At 60.8% G+C, this 17,856-nt stretch carries 15 protein-coding genes; 1 reads left to right on the forward strand and 14 read right to left on the reverse strand.

Annotated features, from left to right (window positions below; translation table 11 throughout):
- Window positions 1-228: 228 nt before the first annotated feature.
- From C1D09_RS27810 to hemN, 14 genes are all read right to left on the reverse strand, one after another.
- Window positions 229-501 (reverse strand): DUF2274 domain-containing protein, encoded by a 273-nt coding sequence (locus C1D09_RS27810; protein WP_143977241.1) that lies wholly within the window; start codon window positions 499-501, stop codon window positions 229-231.
- Between the two features lie 12 nt (window positions 502-513).
- A complete protein-coding gene (locus tag C1D09_RS27815) occupies window positions 514-1,728 on the reverse strand; it encodes a TraB/TrbI/VirB10 family type IV secretion system protein (protein ID WP_143977242.1) in 1,215 nt (404 codons plus the stop codon).
- An 11-nt stretch (window positions 1,729-1,739) separates the two neighbouring features.
- A complete protein-coding gene (gene trbG / locus C1D09_RS27820; RefSeq protein WP_167514785.1) occupies window positions 1,740-2,756 on the reverse strand; it encodes a P-type conjugative transfer protein TrbG in 1,017 nt (338 codons plus the stop codon).
- A gap of 8 nt (window positions 2,757-2,764) precedes the next feature.
- Window positions 2,765-3,490 (reverse strand): conjugal transfer protein TrbF, encoded by a 726-nt coding sequence (trbF, locus tag C1D09_RS27825; RefSeq protein ID WP_109671454.1) that lies wholly within the window; start codon window positions 3,488-3,490, stop codon window positions 2,765-2,767.
- The gene (gene trbL / locus C1D09_RS27830; protein ID WP_006329225.1) at window positions 3,491-4,813 is read right to left on the reverse strand and encodes a P-type conjugative transfer protein TrbL; all 1,323 of its coding nucleotides are present in this window, start codon (window positions 4,811-4,813) and stop codon (window positions 3,491-3,493) included.
- Between the two features lie 30 nt (window positions 4,814-4,843).
- Entirely contained in the window at window positions 4,844-5,569 is a 726-nt protein-coding gene (gene trbJ / locus C1D09_RS27835; protein WP_143977244.1) for a P-type conjugative transfer protein TrbJ, read from the reverse strand.
- On the reverse strand, window positions 5,566-8,016 hold the full coding sequence (trbE, locus tag C1D09_RS27840; RefSeq protein ID WP_143977245.1) for a conjugal transfer protein TrbE: 2,451 nt from the start codon (window positions 8,014-8,016) through the stop codon (window positions 5,566-5,568). Before trbE ends, trbJ begins: the two co-directional genes overlap by 4 nt.
- Window positions 8,010-8,282: a VirB3 family type IV secretion system protein gene (locus tag C1D09_RS27845; RefSeq protein WP_006329217.1), complete on the reverse strand. Its 273-nt coding sequence runs from the start codon at window positions 8,280-8,282 to the stop codon at window positions 8,010-8,012. Before C1D09_RS27845 ends, trbE begins: the two co-directional genes overlap by 7 nt.
- Window positions 8,282-8,590 carry a TrbC/VirB2 family type IV secretion system protein gene (locus tag C1D09_RS27850; protein ID WP_010914020.1) on the reverse strand — a complete coding sequence of 103 codons (309 nt, stop codon included), beginning with the start codon at window positions 8,588-8,590 and terminating at the stop codon, window positions 8,282-8,284. Before C1D09_RS27850 ends, C1D09_RS27845 begins: the two co-directional genes overlap by 1 nt.
- Window positions 8,591-8,601: 11 nt before the next feature.
- Complete coding sequence (gene trbB / locus C1D09_RS27855) at window positions 8,602-9,570, reverse strand: P-type conjugative transfer ATPase TrbB (protein ID WP_069091251.1); 969 nt, start codon at window positions 9,568-9,570, stop codon at window positions 8,602-8,604.
- Window positions 9,567-9,980: a CopG family transcriptional regulator gene (locus C1D09_RS27860; protein WP_027033450.1), complete on the reverse strand. Its 414-nt coding sequence runs from the start codon at window positions 9,978-9,980 to the stop codon at window positions 9,567-9,569. The genes trbB and C1D09_RS27860 overlap by 4 nt, the downstream gene beginning before the upstream one ends.
- Window positions 9,981-10,098: 118 nt before the next feature.
- Complete coding sequence (locus tag C1D09_RS27865; RefSeq protein ID WP_097572446.1) at window positions 10,099-12,129, reverse strand: conjugal transfer protein TraG; 2,031 nt, start codon at window positions 12,127-12,129, stop codon at window positions 10,099-10,101.
- A 661-nt stretch (window positions 12,130-12,790) separates the two neighbouring features.
- Window positions 12,791-13,180, reverse strand: a complete 390-nt coding sequence (locus C1D09_RS27875; protein WP_027056303.1) for a hypothetical protein — start codon at window positions 13,178-13,180, stop codon at window positions 12,791-12,793.
- A 222-nt stretch (window positions 13,181-13,402) separates the two neighbouring features.
- Entirely contained in the window at window positions 13,403-14,728 is a 1,326-nt protein-coding gene (gene hemN / locus C1D09_RS27880) for an oxygen-independent coproporphyrinogen III oxidase (protein WP_143977246.1), read from the reverse strand.
- Between the two features lie 1,345 nt (window positions 14,729-16,073).
- Here hemN and C1D09_RS27885 point away from each other — a divergent pair.
- Window positions 16,074-17,237, forward strand: a complete 1,164-nt coding sequence (locus C1D09_RS27885; RefSeq protein WP_167514784.1) for a porin — start codon at window positions 16,074-16,076, stop codon at window positions 17,235-17,237.
- Window positions 17,238-17,856 lie beyond the last annotated feature (619 nt).

Raw genomic sequence — 17,856 nt, forward strand, 5'->3', positions numbered from 1 at the left:
TCATTCTGAGTAACAACCACACGGCGTTCCCACGTGTCTGAAACCATGCATGAGTGCGGCTAGCACGCCCTGCGCCTTGTTCGCGGTTTCCGGGCCGCCCCGGCACTTACTTGACCTCCAGCTGCTCGAAGTTCGCGCATAGGCCTTACATGACGGATCGGTAGGCCGCGACCGCCGGGAAATTAGGCACCCGGGCGGCTGCGCCAATTGACCAACTTTATGCTTCGATTACTCGGAATCTGAACCTGACATGCGTCGCGATTTCTCTGACATGCCGGCGGCAGGCAAGCTTTCCTTTCTGGCCTTGGCAAACGCTCTGTCACCTTCCAGAAACCCTGCCAGCATGAACGGTATGAGTTCCGCTACCGTTTCAGACTCGCCATAGGTCTGGCGGTAAAGCGCCGCATAGTCCTTGAGTGCTTGGTTCAGGTCCGCGCTAACGGTGATGGTCATCTTCGAAGGTGTCCGGTCTGGAAGCTTTCCAAGTTTCAGATCTGCCATGATTACTCCTGTTCAAGTCGGGTATGGGCGCAGCACAAGATCCTTGTGTACAATCACGCGTAGGGGCCAACCGGGGCGGACGATAATGGTGGGTTGAATATTCAGGTTTTTTTCGGTGATGCGCTGGCCGGCTTGACTGATGTTTTGCTGAGTGGATTCCCGGATCGCCTTAACTAGGTCGCTTTCGTTTTCCCCAAAGCTCAACTCGGTACCAACGCCCAGTAGCGTCGCTAGAGCAACTCCCTTGATCAGCTGCCAGGTGTGAAAATCGACCTTGTCTTCAAGCCCGGCATAGCCGGCAGTATCCGTCGCTGGCAGATTGTCGATTTCGATCGAGGAACCGTCGGGCAGGATTATTCGCTGCCAGACCAGCAATGCGCGCCTCTGCCCAAAAGCCACGACGCTGTCATAAGTGCCGATGAGGCGTGAGCCTTGCGGAATGAGCACAATGCTGCCGGTGACTGTGTCGTGCACATTCTCGGTGACCTGCGCGACGACAAGGCCAGGCAAGTCGGAATTTATGCCGGTGACGAGACTGGCCGCGATCACGCTGCCGGCCATCAGTTGGTAGGGCGAGGCCGGCGTCTGCAGCGCGTGCTGATTGTAGATCCCGCTTGTGTTTCGCTGACTGATAAAATCGAGCTTGCGCTGTTGGTTGTTCTGGTCACCCTCGGCTGGGGCAACGGAAGCTGACACGCGCGTCGCTCCGGATTGCGGAAGCGCCTCAGACGGCTGCTGCGCACTCGGCCCGCCGCCGGCGACATCTGTCTGTCTGGGTCGATTGTCGATCCGGAACAAGACTTGCGACTCGCGCGCCTCAATTGCTTGCTGGGCAAGGCGCTGCTCCTCGGCGGAGATATCCTGCCCTGGCGCGATGCCGAGCTGACGTTGGCGTTCAAGGATGGGGCGACCGAGGTCGCCGGGCAGTGGCGGTCCGAGCACAGGGGCCTTCGGCATGATCCCGGAATAGTCCTTGGGAAGCGCTTCTAGTCCCTCGGCGGGTGGCTTGCGCTCGGTGTTATAGCGGTCCTCTGCCTGGTGCTTGATACGCCATGCCGGTCCTTGAAGCGCCATCATCGTGACGCCCAGAATGGCACCGGATCCGACTGCAGCGATGGCGACGATCAGACCGCGCCTGAATCGGACAGCGCGGCGGGGCGAGGCTCGCAATTGCAGCTGCTCGGGATCGAGTTTCGGCGGCGCATCGGATCGGGAAGTATCGGTCATGAGCGCTCCCCTCACCTGCTGGGCCGCGCAAAGAGCGGAATCCGCCGCGGCGGTTGCCGGCCGTCAGTCCTGGTGATGCGCACCACTTGCTGCTGTTTGGCGCCGAGGCGCAGTTCGGCGGCAGCAAAGAGGCGATCGACGATGTAATAGTTGCCGCGCATACGGAAGTTGACGAGCTGGTCATTGCCATCGGCGCCGACGATGAAGAGAGGAGGCGCTTCACCCTGATCAATGCGACGGGGGAATTCGATATAGACCTTGCTGCCATCGTCGAAAGCGCGCATCGGCCTCCAGGGTGGTGTGTCGCCGGTGATTGAATACCGGAAGCGGATATTCTCGAGCGCCACATTCGAAGCTACCGGCATGGCAGCCTCGGCTTGAGCGTTGCGCTGGCGTAGCGCGATGATCTGGTCCTCGCTATAGCTCCAGGAGATCGCCGCCATTGAGGTTTTCTCGGTGCTTTGAAGCTGCAAATGGTAGGTGCGTCGTTCTGTGGTGATCACCAGATTGGTGGTAAGCCCCGGCGCGAAGGGTTTTACCAGCACATGGGTGCGCTGATTGTCACCGGTGCCGCTGACGGTATCGCCGATCACCCAACGCACCGTGTCGCCGGCCGACACGGCTGTTAGCTTCTCGCCCGGCTGGAGTGCGATATCGGTAACGCGCTCCGGTGCGGCGTAGAGCTGATAGAGCGCGCCATCGGCGAATGGATAGACCTGAACCGCATTCATGTACCCATACCTGGTGGGTTGCTGCGTCGCTGCTTTATTGGCATCGGAGACCCGTTCTTCAGGAGAGCGCTTGTCTTCGGCCACCCTGCCCGGATTGGGCTGTAACTGACCGGGTAGCGGCAGCGGCTTTGGCACCTCGACTATCTTGACCGGCTTCTCCGGCGGCTTCTCGATTGCGGCTGGTTTGAAATCGGCAGCATCATAGTAAATCTCAGGCGGCGGTACCGGCTTCGACGCGCAGGCGGAGAGGACCGCTGTAGAGGCCGACAGGATCAGCACGGCACGGACCGGCGACATTCTATTCTTCATTGGTGGACTCCTTTTGGGGAAACGGACGTCGGCGCAGCACTGTCGAGCTCGCGCGACCAGTCGATGGCGTTGATGAAGACGCCGAGCGGGTTGTTGCGCAGTTGGTCAGTATTGCTTGGCGGGCGGATCACGATGGTGAGGATCGCGGTCCAGCGCGTCGTGCTGGCAAGGCTGCCGCGCTCAAAAACCTGCTCGGCCCATTTGACCTGGAACGAGCTGTCGGAAGCCCTGACCACGCTGGTCACTTGCACCGACACGCTGCGTGTGCCGATCTGGCCGAAAGGATCGTTCGCCTTGGCGTACTCGTTGAGAAAGAGCGCCGCGCGGTCGGTGGCGAAGTCATAGGCCGAAAGCCAGTTCTGCCGCACCAGCACCGGATCGGTGGAAACGGAACGGACATTCTGAATGAAGCGGCCGAGATGCCACGCGATCTGGGCATCGGAGGGCTCGTAGTCCCGGATTGCCGGTGCAACGGCGCGTGCCTCGCCGAAGCCGTCGACCTCGACGACGTAAGGCACGACGCGGCTCTGGATCGACTGCCACACGAGTCCGCCGGAAAGTCCGGCCGCCAAGGTCAGACAGCCAAGAGCCATGAACCGCCAGTTGCGGGCCTGCACTCGAGATGAGCCTATGCGCTCGTCCCAGAGCTGCGCGGCCTTCTGATACGGCGTGACCGGCTCGGGCGTCTTGCCGTAACGTTGAATGGGTCGCTTGAATAGCATTTAGTCGTCCTTGTCGTTGAGAGAGGGATTGGCGCTGCCTCCCGGCCTGTCGCCTTCACGGACGGCCTGCATGGCGGCGTGACGGTGGGCACGGGCTGTCTGTTCGGAACGCAGGCGCCTGGCCCAGCCGGGCGCGGCATCAGCGACCGGACCAGTAGGGCTTCCGGTCATGGATGCGGTCGGCGCACCACCGGTCGCGGTCCAGGCAGCTTCGCGCCCGGCATCAACGCTGCGCCCGAAGCCTCCTGCGGCAGATCGTGCCGCCCGCATTGCGGCGCCGCCGGCGGCGCTGGTCACACCATGCATTCCAGCAGCTACACCGGGCAGGCCGGACTCGGGCGATGTTGCGCGCCCCATCTGCCAGGCCGTAGAAGCCGCTGACCCCATGGTCGTGCCGGCACGGAGTGCGGTGAGACCGCTGCCGGTTGCCATGCGCGCGCCGGCAAATGCTGCGCCTGCGGCAACGAGCGATGCACCGGCTGCGGCTGCCGTGGTTCCAAGTGCGGCGCCCGCGCCAAGCTGCGGCGCGCCCGAGACAAGACCGGAGGCTATCCCAGGTCCGAAAATGCCGAGACCAAGGAGCGCCAAGGCGCCCAGGACCTGTGACATGGCGGCGGCCAGATCCGGCTCCTTGCCTTGCAGCGCGGAAGCGAACTCGCCAAAGAGCGTGGAGCCGATGCCGATGATGACGGCCAACACCATCACCTTGATGCCCGACGAGATGACATTGCCGAGCACGCGCTCGGCGAGAAACGCGGACCGGTTCCAAAGCGCGAAGGGCACAAGAATGAATCCGGCCAGAGTGGTGAGTTTGAATTCGAGGATGGTGATGAAGAGTTGGATGGAGAGGATGAAGAAGGCGATGATGACCAGGAACCAGGCCACGAGCAGCACGAAGATGGTGAGCGCGTTGCCGAAGATTTCTGGGAAGCCGAGAAGCTGGCTTGCCTGATCGAGAAGCGGCCAGGCGCCCTCGAAACCGGTTGCGGCAATGCGGCCCGGATGCAGGAGATTGTCGGCAGATAGGTTGCCGGATGACGCATTGATGCCGAGACCGGCAAAGGACCGATAAATGATGTCGGCGAGGTTCTTGAAGTTATTCAAGATGAAGGCAAAGACGCCGACATAGAGCACTTTGCGGATGAGCCGGCCGAATATGTTGGGTTCGCCGCCGAATGCCCAGGCGAGGCCGGCAAGTGTGACGTCGATGCCGATCAGGGTCGTGGTAAGGAAGGCGACATCGCCCGAGAGCAGACCGAACCCGCTATCGATGTAGCGGATGAAGGTCTCCATGAAGCGATCAATGACCCCAAGGTCGTTCATGCCGCCTTCCTCGTCGTCAGAGATTGGTGATCAGTTGCCGGGATAGGCCCTGCCTGTGCCGAGGAAGCGCTTTGTTGTCTCGCGCGCGGCCTCCTCGGACTGCGCCTTGCGCGCCGCATCCTCGGCCTCAGCGCGGAACTGCGTTGCGAGCAGCGTCTGGATCTGCATCTGCTGCTTGGTCGAAAGCGCAAGGAGCTGGTTAGTGGCCTGACTTGCCTGAAGCGCACCGGCCGCGCCTTGGCTGCGGTTGACGAGATCGGCAAGCAGGTCACCATCACCGCGAACATTCTCGACGATCTGCGACTGGACACCCATGGTCTGACGGAATGCCTGCATTGCGCTTTGCCAGCGGTCACGTGCGGCGCTCGCCACATCGCTGACCTTGATCGTGGCGTCGTAGCTTTCCGGATATTGATTACGCCACTGGTCCTGAAGCTTGTTGAGATCAAAGCTCAGGCCACTCGCCTGGTCCATCAGACCGTCGATCCGTTGGAGCGAGCCGGTAAGCTGACCCACGGAAGAAAAATCCAGACTCTGAAGATTGCGTGCCATGTTCTGCAGCACGGTCGCCTGGTTCTGGAGCGACTGGATCTGGTTGTTGATCTGCTCCAGCGAGCGCGCCGCCGTGAGCACGTTCTGTGCGTAGTTCGACGGATCGAACACGATGAGCGCGTAGGCCGGCTGCACGTAGTCGGCCATCGGCTTGGCGATCAACGAAAGGGTGATCAGGCCCGAGAGAAAGCGGCGCCGCATCATGACGATTGCTCCTTGGTTGGTTGAGGGAATTGCTGGAGAAGCTCGGCCGCCCAATCCAGGCCGCGGGCGCCGAGGAAGCGAAAGACAAAGCTGTCCTGCCCGTGCTTGGACAGGACCCTGTCGATCAGGCTTTGCGCGGCTGGACCCGAGGCGCCGCAAAGTGCAAGCGCGATGGGGCCGAGCCCGAGCTCGAAGAGACGGTTGCCGCAGCGCGACTGCAAATAGTAGTGCCGCTTCGGCGTGGCCCGGGCGATCAGTTCAATCTGCCGGTCGTTGAGACCGAAGCGCTCATAGGCAGTCCGTGCCTGCGGTTCCACGGCACGATCATTGGGGAGAAAAATGCGCTGTGGGCAGCTCTCGATGATCGCCGGCGCTATTGCAGAGCCGGCGATGTCGGCAAGCGACTGCGTGGCGAAGATCACCGATACGTTCTTCTTTCGCAGCACCTTCAGCCATTCGCGGATGCGGGCAGCAAAAAGCGGATTGTCGAGATAGACCCAGGCCTCATCGAGCATGAGCAGCGTCGGTCGCCCGTCGAACCGCTCCTCAAGGCGATGGAAGAGATAGGTGAGCACAGGCAGCACAGCGCTTTGGCTATGCATCAGCTCCTCGGTCTCGAAGCACTGCACATCCGACAAGGCCAGCCGATCGTCGTCGGCATCGAGCAATCGGCCGAAGGGACCGTCGAGCGTGTAGGGCATTAAGGCGGACTTCAGTGCATTGGACTGAAGCAGGACCGACAGACCGGTCAGCGTGCGCTCCTGCGCCGGCGCGGTGGCGAGGCTGTTGAGCGCCGACCAGATCGCCTCCTTCACCTCCGGCGTGAGGGTGACGTTCTCATGGGCAATCAGGCCGGCGATCCATTCAGCTGCCCAGCTGCGCCTACCCTGATCACCGATATTGCGCAGTGGCTGGAAGGCAAGCGCACCGTCCGAACCCAATACATGATGCTCTCCACCCATGGCGAGCGTTGCCGCGCGCGCCGAATTGCCTTTGTCGAAGACATAGACCTGCGCGGCGGCATAGCGACGAAACTGCAGGGCGATCAGGGCAAGCAGCACCGATTTTCCGGCGCCGGTCGGTCCAACGATCAGCATGTGGCCGACATCTTCGACATGGGAAGAAAGCCGGAACGGAGTCGACCCGCTGGTTTCGGCGATGAGGAGCGGCGGGGCCTCTCGTCCAGTGAATTCAGCCAGATGCTCGTTCGCCGCAGGACCGGCCCACACCGAGGAAAGCGGCATGAGATGGGCAAGGTTCAGCGTGTGAACGAGCGGCTGACGAACGTTGGCATAGACATGACCCGGCAGCGAGCCGAGCCAGGCTTCGACCGCATTGACGCTTTCGCGGATGGTGGTGAACCCGAGCCCATTGATGATGCGCTCGACCGCGCGAAGTTTCTCAGCGGCGGCTTGGCGATCCTCGTCCCATACCGTCACCGTTGCAGTGAGATACCCGAAGCCGACATGATCGCCGCCCAACGCCTGAAGTGCTTCATCGGCGTCGAGCGCCTTATTGTCGGCGTCGCTGTCGATGAGCGGAACGGGTTCGTTGCTTACAACCTCGCGCAGGATTGCGACGATCGATTTGCGCTTGGCAAACCACTGCCGGCGCAAGCGGGTCAGCGTCTTGGTGGCCTCGGTCTTGCCGAGCGGAATGAAGCGCGTCATCCAGCGATAGGCGAAATCCTGATGATTGAGGGCATCGAGGATTCCGGGCCGGGTGAGGTTCGGAAAGCCGAGGATGGTAAGTGTGCGAAGATGTTGCTCACCCAGCATCGGCTCCAAGCCGCCGGTAAGCGGCACATCGACCAGGATGCCGTCCAGATACATTGGCGTTTCCGGCACGGCGACCGGATGGCGGCGGGTCGAGATCGTGTCGTGCAGGTATGTCAGCGTCTCGGCGTCATCGAGCGGACGCACTTCGGGCATGAAGCCCGACAGAAGATCCAGCACACGGTCGGTCTCGTCACGGAACCGCGCCATCTCCTGGCGCCAGTCTCTTTCGCCTTCTGAATGATGCTTGTCGACGAGCGCGCTTTCCGCCCGCGCCTGGGCGTCCGGTGGCGGCATGGACAGCAAGGTCAGGTGATAGCGGCTCTCGAAATGCGCGACCTTGCCTTCGAAGGCAGCACGCCGTTCTTCATCAACCAGCCATGACGCCGCGTCCGGGAAACGCGAGGACGGATAGCCCAGCGCTTCGATGCGCTCGGCCTCGAAAAACAATGTCCAGCCGGAGCCAAGGCGTCTAAGCGCATCGTTGGCCCGGGCGCAGATGCCGATGAGTTCGGCTTCGGTCGAGCTTTCCAGATCGGGCCCGCGAAACCGAAGAGTCCGCTGAACGCTGCCGTCCTTGTTGAGCACGATGCCGGGCGCCACCAGTGCTGCCCAGGGCAGATGGTCGGCAAGCCGGTCGGCCTTGCCGCGATATTCCGAAAGGTTCAGCATGCGAGCCATCCCCTCAGGCGAAGGTGACGGACAAGCACGCTGGCAAAGTCGGGATCGCGCCTTGCGGCAAAGACCGCGAGCGTGTGGCCGCCAAGCCAGAGCACTAGCCCGGCAATCCATTGCTGCAAGCCTAGTCCGATGGCCGCAGCCACCGTGCCGTTGAGGATCGCCACCGCCCGCGGCGCGCCGCCAAGCAGGATCGGTTCAGTCAATGCCCGGTGAACGGGAACCTCGAAGCCCTCGATATGTTGCACTCCGGCGGCCATCAGACGAGCGCCCCGCCGCCAAAGGAGAAGAACGAGAGGAAGAAGCTCGATGCGGCGAAGGCGATCGACAGGCCGAAGACGATCTGAATCAGCCGGCGGAAACCGCCTGCAGTATCGCCGAAGGCAAGGGTCAGGCCGGTGGTGATGATGATGATCACCGCGACGATTTTGGCGACCGGTCCCTGCACCGATTCCAGGATCTGCTGCAGCGGCTGTTCCCAAGGCATGCCGGAGCCGGCAGCGTGCGCCGGAACTGTGAGAAGAAACGCGAGCGCGGCAAACGAAAGAAAGCGGAGCTTCTTGCGCATAAGGGGGCCTTTCAGAGTTGCTGGAGTTGCGGAGGCGTGAGTGGGGTGACGGCGTAGTCGCCGCTGCCGTCGAGACCTGTGACCTCAGCGATTGCATCGATGCGGCGCGACGAGCCGCGCCCCGCGATGAAGACGATGAGATCGATGGCATCGGCGATGAGGCGGCGCGGCACGGTGACGACAGCTTCCTGTGCAAGCTGCTCGATGCGATAGAGGGCAGAGCGCGCCGAATTGGCATGAACCGTGGCGATGCCGCCGGGGTGCCCGGTGTTCCATGCCTTGAGCATGTCCAGCGCTTCCGCGCCCCTGACTTCACCGACGATGATGCGGTCGGGGCGGAGCCGGAGCGTCGAGCGCACGAGATCGGCGAGTGTGACCGAGCCCCGCCTGGTTCTCAGGGCAACGCAGTCCTTTGCTGCGCATTGCAGTTCGCGGGTGTCCTCGATGAGGATCACTCGCTCGTCGCATTCGGCGACTTCGGCCAGCAGCGCATTGGCAAGCGTCGTCTTACCCGACGACGTGCCTCCGGCGACAAGGATGTTGCGCCGTTCTCGGACTGCCTTTATCAACGCATCGGCCTGCAGCGGCAACATGATGCGATCCGCAACATAGTTGGCCAGCGTGTAGAGCTTTGCGGCTGGTTTGCGGATGGCAAAGCAAGGCGCCAGCACGACAGGCGGCAGCAGTCCCTCGAAGCGTTCGCCCGATGGCAATTCGGCGCTGACAATCGGATTGTCCGCATGCGCCTCGGCACGCACGTGGGAAGCGACTAGGCGGATGATGCGTTCCGCCTCGGAAGGATGCATATGCACGGCCGTATCGATTCGGCCTTCTCCCAGCCGGTCGAGCCGCAGCGCGCCATCGGGATTGACCATCACCTCGATGACCAATGGATCGGCCAGCGCCTCAGTGATCGTCGGACCCATGGCGGTGCGCAGCATGGCGCGGCGTCGGTGGTCGGCCTCTGGATGAGCGCTCATCCTTCCCCTCCTCCGCCATTGTCTTTGCCAAGCGAGCGTTTCCCCGATGCGATCTGGCGACCGACCTGCTCGACGAATTTGTCGAAACGCTCCTGAGCAATCGCCTGTGTCGCCTTGTCCGGAACAGGCGTGTGGGCATGAAGCGTGATCGAAAAGCGGATGAAGAGCGCCAAGCTTTCCAATGTCATGTCGACATCGCGCCTGACGTGACTGAGGTCGCGGGAAAGACGGTCCAGCCTCATGCCATAGCGCCGATCGAGTTCATTCTCGCCACGCCGCTCGATGAAAGCTTCTACGGCCTTCGCGACGACCGCGGATTTTGTGGTCGAGGGATCGCGGCTGAGGTTGTCCAGCTTCTCGCTCAATTCCGGTTCGAGCAGAAACTGGTGACGAATGCGGTGGGGCTTCATGCGCTTGTTCCAACTGGCCGGCGCTGGCGGGCCGGCGGCGGAACAAGCATTATCGAGATGCCCAAAATTGCTTACGGCCGTTATCTACGCTGAGATACGCTCGAGCTGCGGAAAGCGTTCAGAAGCCGGGGACGATATCCTTATCATCGCCCCTTCCCTCGTTGATGCCATAGGCACCTGCGACGGTGGAGATCCGGTCCATGACGCGCTTGTCCGCCATCGCCTCGCTATCATCGTCTGCGGGTCTGGACAGATCGTCCTGGTCCGGTTCCTGCGTGACGGCGGTATGTTCTTCGGGTAGGCCAGGATGGCGCTGCTGCTGAACACCTCCCTCGTCCGCATGCGCGGCGCCAGCGCTTTCATCGTCGGACGCAAGACGACGGTCGACGCCGCGTACTTGCCCAGTCCAATCGTCCGGCCGCGACATCGGGCAGTCCGCGTAGGGTCCGTCGCGCAACACCGGCGAAGGCAGCACCCGCTCGGTGAAATTGTGATCCTCATAGTATCGCAGCTTTTTGGCCCGGATGGGGGGCAATCCCGAAACCAGCACCAGTTCGTCCGCGGGCGGCAATTGCATCACCTCGCCCGGTGTCAGCAGCGGGCGGGCGGTTTCCTGGCGGCTCACCATGACATGCGAGAGCCAAGGTGCCAGCCGGTGGCCCGCATAGTTGCGCATGGATCTGAGTTCCGTGGCCGTGCCAAGCGCGTCCGAGATTCGCTTGGCCGTGCGCTCATCATTGGAGGAAAAGGCAATTCGCAAATGGCAGTTGTCCAGAATAGCGTTGTTGTCGCCATACGCTTTGGAGATCTGGTTCAACGATTGCGCGATCAAGTAGGCACGAATTCCGTAACCGGCCATAAACGCGAGCGCGGTCTCAAAGAAGTCGAGGCGACCGAGCGCCGGAAACTCATCCAGCATCATCAGCAGTTGATGCTTGCGGCTCTTCTTTGGGTCACCCTCGAGGCGCTCCGTCAGCCGCCTGCCGATCTGGTTCAGGATCAGTCGCACCAAGGGCTTGGTGCGCGAGATGTCCGATGGCGGCACGACCAGATAGAGCGACATCGGCCACTCCGCATCCATCAGATCGGCAATGCGCCAGTCGCAGTCCGATGTTACCGCCGCCACGGTCGGATCACGGTAGAGGCCGAGAAAAGACATGGCGGTCGAGAGGACGCCTGAACGTTCGTTCTCCGATTTGTTCAACACCTCTCGTGCCGCCGAGGCCACGACGGGATGGACCTGAGGCTTATTGGCCGCGCCGAGATGGTTGGTCGTCATCATTCGCCGCAAAGTCGCGGCAAACGAGCGTTGCGGGTCCGAGAGAAAGGTGGCGACGCGGGCAAGAGTCTTTTCCTCTTCGGCGTAGAGCACGTGCAAGATAGCGCCCACCAGGAGTGAATGACTGGTCTTCTCCCAATGATTCCGCCGCTCCAGCGCGCCTTCCGGATCGACTAGAATGTCGGCGATGTTTTGGACATCGCGAATCTCGTCCGAACCTTTGCGTACCTCCAGCAGCGGGTTGTAGCGGGCCGATCGCGGATCAGTCGGATTGAACAAAAGGCAATGCGAGAACCTCGACCGCCAGCCGGAGCTCAGCTGCCAGTTCTCGCCTTTGATGTCGTGAATGACGGCCGAGCCGGACCAGGAGAGAAGGGTTGGGACAACCAGTCCGACGCCCTTGCCGGAACGTGTCGGCGCAAAGGCCATGACGTGCTCAGGCCCGTCATGACGCAGATACCGGTCCTTCAGTTTGCCGAGGAAGACGCCTGCCGGCTGAAACAGCCCTGCTTTCTCGATCTCCCGCGTCGCCGCCCATCGAGAGGAGCCATAGGTGGTGACCAAGCCGCGCTGGCGCGCGCGCCAGAGGGAACCAGCGATCGCAGCGGCACAGCCCATGAATCCACTGGTGCCCGCAAGCATGCCCGCCTTGTCGAATACCTCGGGCGCATAGGCATCGAATTGGAACCACCATTCCAACAGTTTCCACGGCTCGTAGATCGGCCAGCCAGCCGCGACAAACCATGGCGCGCCGAGTTGTTCCTGAAAGGCTAGCATATGAGCGCACCATTGCGTGGCAGCCCACACGCCGAGGAGAACGATGGCGAACACAATGGCGATCTGCCCAATCAGAAGCTTCGTGGGCGTCACTGGCTTGCTCCGCTGTTCTGGAGAGATGGATCGAGCATCGCCCGGGACGGCCGGAACAGGAATGCGCCCTATGTACGACTTGGTGCGATGAGAGGCTGTTTGGCGCGCCGTTGCTCTCCTTCGAGGTGTATCAATATTCGCGCATTCCCGAGGACTGCTAAGTCGGAGGGGACTATCGGTCGTGCCTATCGTGAGCACGTGGTCGGGGAGCGGCGGTGGCGTGCGGGCAAGCCGCTGAGGAAATTCTGAACATCGAGTCCGGTCTGAGGTACAACAAGCCTATCGAGATCGGATCGCGAGGTAGCCCTGCCCGCCATGGGAATTCCTCAGGCGAGTACCGACATATTGGGCGCTGCCTTATAAGTGGAAGGCGCCTTCCCGTTGCCTCTATCGCAGATAAGTTACCTTCCGGCCTTCGCGCTGGGTTTCCCAGCTGGACTGCGTTTCAGTCTCAATTCGCTGTGCTTCTTGTGAGCCAGACACCATTTCTCGGACGGTGAATTGACGACATTCATTGTCCGACAAGCCCTCGCCGGCGATCTGTTGGGCAGAGGCGGCTATCACCCCGGCCGTGGCACATCCGCGCGCTGCAGAACCTCGATGAGCCGCCGGCTCAAACGCCCAGGCGGATGCAAAGATCCACAGATGCGTTCCGCCAGCCCTAGTTGCCAAGCATATGACCGGCATTTCGCAACGCGCCTAGGAAGAGGCCGGCATGGTGAGTGACATCGATTTTGGCCTGCATTGACACCGGCATGCTGGTCCAATTCTCCAACGGTGCAATGAAGCGGGAGAAGGTATCGTCGACGACGCAGTAGCGGCTAATAAGGCCTTGTCTGTCCAACGCCAGCACACCAATCTGCCCGCCTCGATATCGGATGGCTGCGAGCCGTTGGACCTCGGCGTCATCATCGATCCGCACATCGAAAAGCAGGTTTCCGCGGCTCCTCGCGGCTATCTCCGCCGCTTTGTCATTGAAGCTCAAGCAGAGTGAGCGGACGCTTTCCACTGCCATCTGGAAAACCAACAAATCCAGTTCATTCACGGCCATGTGGGCAGTTGAGCCAATAAATGGATGATTGCAATGTCGCACACGGCTTGTTCACAGGTGTCGGCGACTGATCGTTCGTGGCTTTCTTCGAGGGCGGGAAGCCGCTTGAGGCCTGCTACGCCGGCGAAGGCTGTGAAATCGTGACCTCGAAGAAAGGAAACCGCATGGGCGTCAAATTTCGCTTCGGCGTCGCCTTGGCCTCCTCACACTTATTTGGCTGACTCAGCGGGCAACCCGGTCGAGAAAAGCGTCGAATGCGGCAGCGACAACGCGCATCGCAAAGCGATGCTGCCGCCGTACGCGGACAAAACCCTTTTCGATGTCCACAATCCCGTCCTTGGCAAGCATCGCCAAGCGTTCGGCTGAATCGAGAAAATGGATCGGATCAGATCCGTGGGCGGCACAGATTGCCGGCACATCGGCCTCGAGATCGCACATTAGTCGCTCGATGATTGCGGCTCGCGCGCGGTCTTCCTCGGTGAGACGGTAGCCCTTTGACGTCGCCAGACGGCCAGCTGCGATGTGCCGGCAGTAGGAATCCCGTGTAACCTCGTTCTGGACGTAGCCCTCGCCGACACGCCCGATAGCCGACGCGCCGAAACCGATCAGGGTTTTGCAGGTGTCGGCCGAGTAGCCCAGCGAGTTGCGCCGCAGGCGACCGGTTTTCTGTGCCAGCGCGAGATCGTCGTCCGGCAAGGCGAAATGGTCGAGCCCGATCTCTCGGTAGCCGGCGGCAATCAGCGTCACGGCAATGGCCGCATCCTGTTCGGCGCGGGCAGCGCTGCCCGGAAGCGATGCCTCCTGGATGAGGCGCTGATTCTTAATAAAGGACGGAATGTGCGAGTAGCCGAACACCGCAAGCCGGTTGGGGCGCATGGCGACCGCCGCCCTCGTGGTCTCGACGCAAGACTGCACCGTTTGATGCGGGAGACCAAAGATGAGGTCGAAGTTGATGCTTGTCACTCCATGCCGACGCAGCATTTCGACGGCAGCCGCCGTCTGCGCCTCACTCTGGACCCGGTTGATCGCTTTTTGAACAATGGGATCGAAGCTCTGCACGCCGAGGCTCGCGCGGTTCACGCCGGCTGCTTGCAAGGCTTCGGCCATATCGGCCGTGAACGTGCGTGGATCGATCTCGACGGCGATCGTAGCTGTTTCCGCAAGCGCAAAGTGGCGGCGCAGGAATTCCGTCAGGGCGAGGAACTCAACTGGCCCCATGAGAGTTGGCGTTCCGCCGCCGAAATGCACATCGCTCACGGGCAGCGCCTGCGGCGCGTGCTCCGAGACCAAACGTATCTCGTCACGCAGCGCCGCCAGATAATTAACGATCGGCGCATCATGGCGGGTGATGGTGGTGGGGAAGCCGCAATACCAGCACTTTGATCGGCAGAACGGAACGTGCAAGTAGAGTGACGCCGGATCGTTAGCCGGTAGGTTCCTGAGCCATTCCTCATAAGCGTCGGCGCCGACCGCCCCAGAGAACTCCGCGACAGTCGGATAGATGGTGTACCAAGGCAGGCGGGCTTCGCGATGTTTTGTGGTCTGCAACAGTTACCGTCCCATGTTGTTGCCTTCCATCCTTACCACTGCGCTCTCCTGTGTCTTTGCGCTATATCAGTCCGGTCCGCTTTGGGCCCGATTATTTCGCAGCGATAGCTCCATTCAGCCTTGGCTGGACAGCGATGGTATGAGCACGCGCTGGTCAGCGACAAGCGCCATGGGTTTCCCGTCGAGACTTTCCCGCACACCGTTTGGTGCTACTATCCTATCCTATCCCCTCCCTTCAGCGTCCGATGGAACGCAGCATGCCCCATCCGACCAGTCGATTCGGCGTTGGGACCAGACTTTTGCTCGCCGGCTGGTGCGTAAGACGGCGTCACGTAGCGATACCTGGCATCTCGATGAGTTCGTCGTATTAATTGCCGGCACGAGGCTTTGCCTGTGGCGCACCGTCTGTCAGAGCGGGAATTGTGCTCGAGGAGACCGTCCAGGTCCGCCCCTGCCAAGGCTGCAAGCCTGATGAACCAATTTAGAAAGTAGCGCTACGCCAGGCGCATGATCACCGACAAATCGCGCTCCTGTGGCCCGGCAAAGCGCCGGAGTAAAGCGCAACTCAAGCATCGCTCGCAACTGACAATCGAGCGAATTCGCATGTGCTTCCGTAAAAACAAAAATGGCCCATGCACGGCTTCCGATTCAGAGAGGGGCTTACAACGGCTCGTCTCGACCTTCCCGCCTTTCCGAACCACTTTGTCCGGACTAGCTGGAAAGCTGGTGCACCTCGCCACCGCCGAGGTTGGCCCTTCGCCCTAACGAGGACGCTTACGCCTAGGCATGTCGGCATCAGTGGGGCATCTCGGCTGACGTACCGAGCGGTGCACTCGCATGATGTCAACAATGTCGAGGCTCAAAACAAACAAAAGATATCGCCATTGAACGATACTGTCGCGAAGCGAACAGACGAACCATGTCCGAACATTTGCTTTTCGTGCTCAGCTTGACCCTCAGAGCAAAAAAGGAAACGCAAACCAAGGTCCGACGGCAAACTTGAGTGTCAATCGTAGCTTGGTCGTGAGGTTGGCACGTCACTTGCGGGGTGATTTTCGAAGCCGTTGTGACGGTACGCCCGCAGCTATCGGAGATAATCATGGCGATCGAATCGGAAGTGTTTGATTCCTCCCCGGGCATTTCAAGCAGGTGATATGAGAACAACAACTTATCGTGTGGAAGTATGATTTCAGCTTCATCGCCCCTGTTGTTGAATAATTATTATGATCCGCGTGTCACACTGCGATAGGCGCAGCGCGATGTGAATCGTTTTCGATTCTGGGGACAGGAAGGGCTGGCTCGTTCGTTGACGTCCCCTTCTTCAATATTTGAACGGAGATCAAGAATGAACATCAGGAGCCTCCTGCTCGGCTCAGCTGCGGCCCTGATCGCCGTTTCCTGTGCCCGAGCCGCCGACGCCATCGTCCTGGCCGAGCCTGAGCCCGTTGAATACGTCAAGATCTGCGACGTTTACGGCGCTGGTTACTACTACATCCCCGGCACCGAGACCTGCCTGCGCATCGGCGGCTATGTCCGTTACGACATCGGCCTCGGCGATGTCGTATCGTATGACCAAGCCAGAACCACGGATGTGAAGACTGGCGAGGCCCAGGGCATATGGCAAAACCACACGCGCTTCACATTCAAAACTTGGACAGGGCAAGAGACCGAACTCGGTACATTGCAGACCTACATCGAGACCCGCATGACCTACGGCAAGCACACCGCCTATTCCGGTTCGGACAGTCCTCGATACTATGCCTTCAGCCAAGGCATCACGTTGACTTTCGCCTGGGTTCAGCTTGGTGGCCTCCGAGTTGGCAAGGACTGGTCCGCCTTCGACATGTTTATTGGCTACGCGGGCGACGTGCTCAATCAGATGCTTATCCCGTACGGCGCCTTCGATACTAATGTGGTTCAGTACTACTTTGACGCCGGTAACGGCTTTTCGGCTGTGGTTTCACTCGAAGAAGGCTCGGGCCTGGTCGGCACCATCGACAGCTACGTTCCGCACCTAGTCGGCGGAGTGAAATACACACAACACTGGGGCGCGATCACCGGCGTTGTCGCTTATGATAGCAACTACGAATCGGTCGCCGGCAAGGTCCGCATCGACGTCGATGTTACCGACCAACTCTCGCTATTCGGAATGTTCGGCTACGGCTCCAGCGGCAAGCTCAACGATGACGTCACTAACGCAATCGACGCTCATGGTCGCGGGTTCTACAAAAGTTGGGGCGGTAACTGGGCTTTCTGGGCCGGCGCCACTTACAAGCTCAATGAGACAACTTCGTTGAATCTTCAGCTCTCAGGTGATCATCTCAGGAACTATGGTGTCGCTGCAAACGTTGCCTATGCGTTTCTTGCAGATTTCACAATTACAGCCGAACTCGACTACGACCGCTACGGCGACTTCGCCGTCGGCAAGGTCGACCCTTCCATTAGCTGGGCTAATGCCAACAAAAAGAGCAGTGTCGGCGGCATCCTCCGTTTCGAACGTTCATTCTAACGGGAGGAAGAGCTTCATCTCGGTGGCCTCAGGCGGCGAATGACGATTATGCGGGGGACCTGCCACGCCTGCGGCAGATAAGCCCTGACACGTTTGCAATCGGATACAGCTGCGATTAGGGCGCCGCCGATGCCCCGCTTGCCGGGAGTGACAGCTGGTAAAGCGTTGCGGCAGGTTTGCTGGCGGTCCCGGCGCTTGCGCTGACGCGTGCGGCGCAGTCCGGCGACACGGTGGAGGCCGCCGGCAGATTGGTGGGCGCGTGATCGCCGAAGCAATCGCCGAACTCGCCCAGTATCCCAGCTTCGATAACGACTGAATCGGCGGCGACTCAATGCAACCTTGGCTTCCGGAGACCGCGCTGACCGCCGCCGGCCTGACCGCGCTCGCCGCGCAGGATGCTTCGGACAAGCAAATCACCTGCGTCAAGGCGCCCTTCAAGTCGCTGATCGACCATGTCTTTATCTCGCCCAATCTATTTCATGATCCTCGCGCTCGACCGAACCATCGAGCGGTTCCTGGAAGTGTCCGATCATCGCCCGGTCCTCTTGCGACTGGCCGGGCCTATCGGTGAGCGTTAGATCTAGAACGAGGTTACACGGGATTCCTACAGCCCGCACAT

This window comes from Mesorhizobium intechi (assembly GCF_002879535.1).
Lineage (GTDB): Bacteria > Pseudomonadota > Alphaproteobacteria > Rhizobiales > Rhizobiaceae > Mesorhizobium > Mesorhizobium intechi.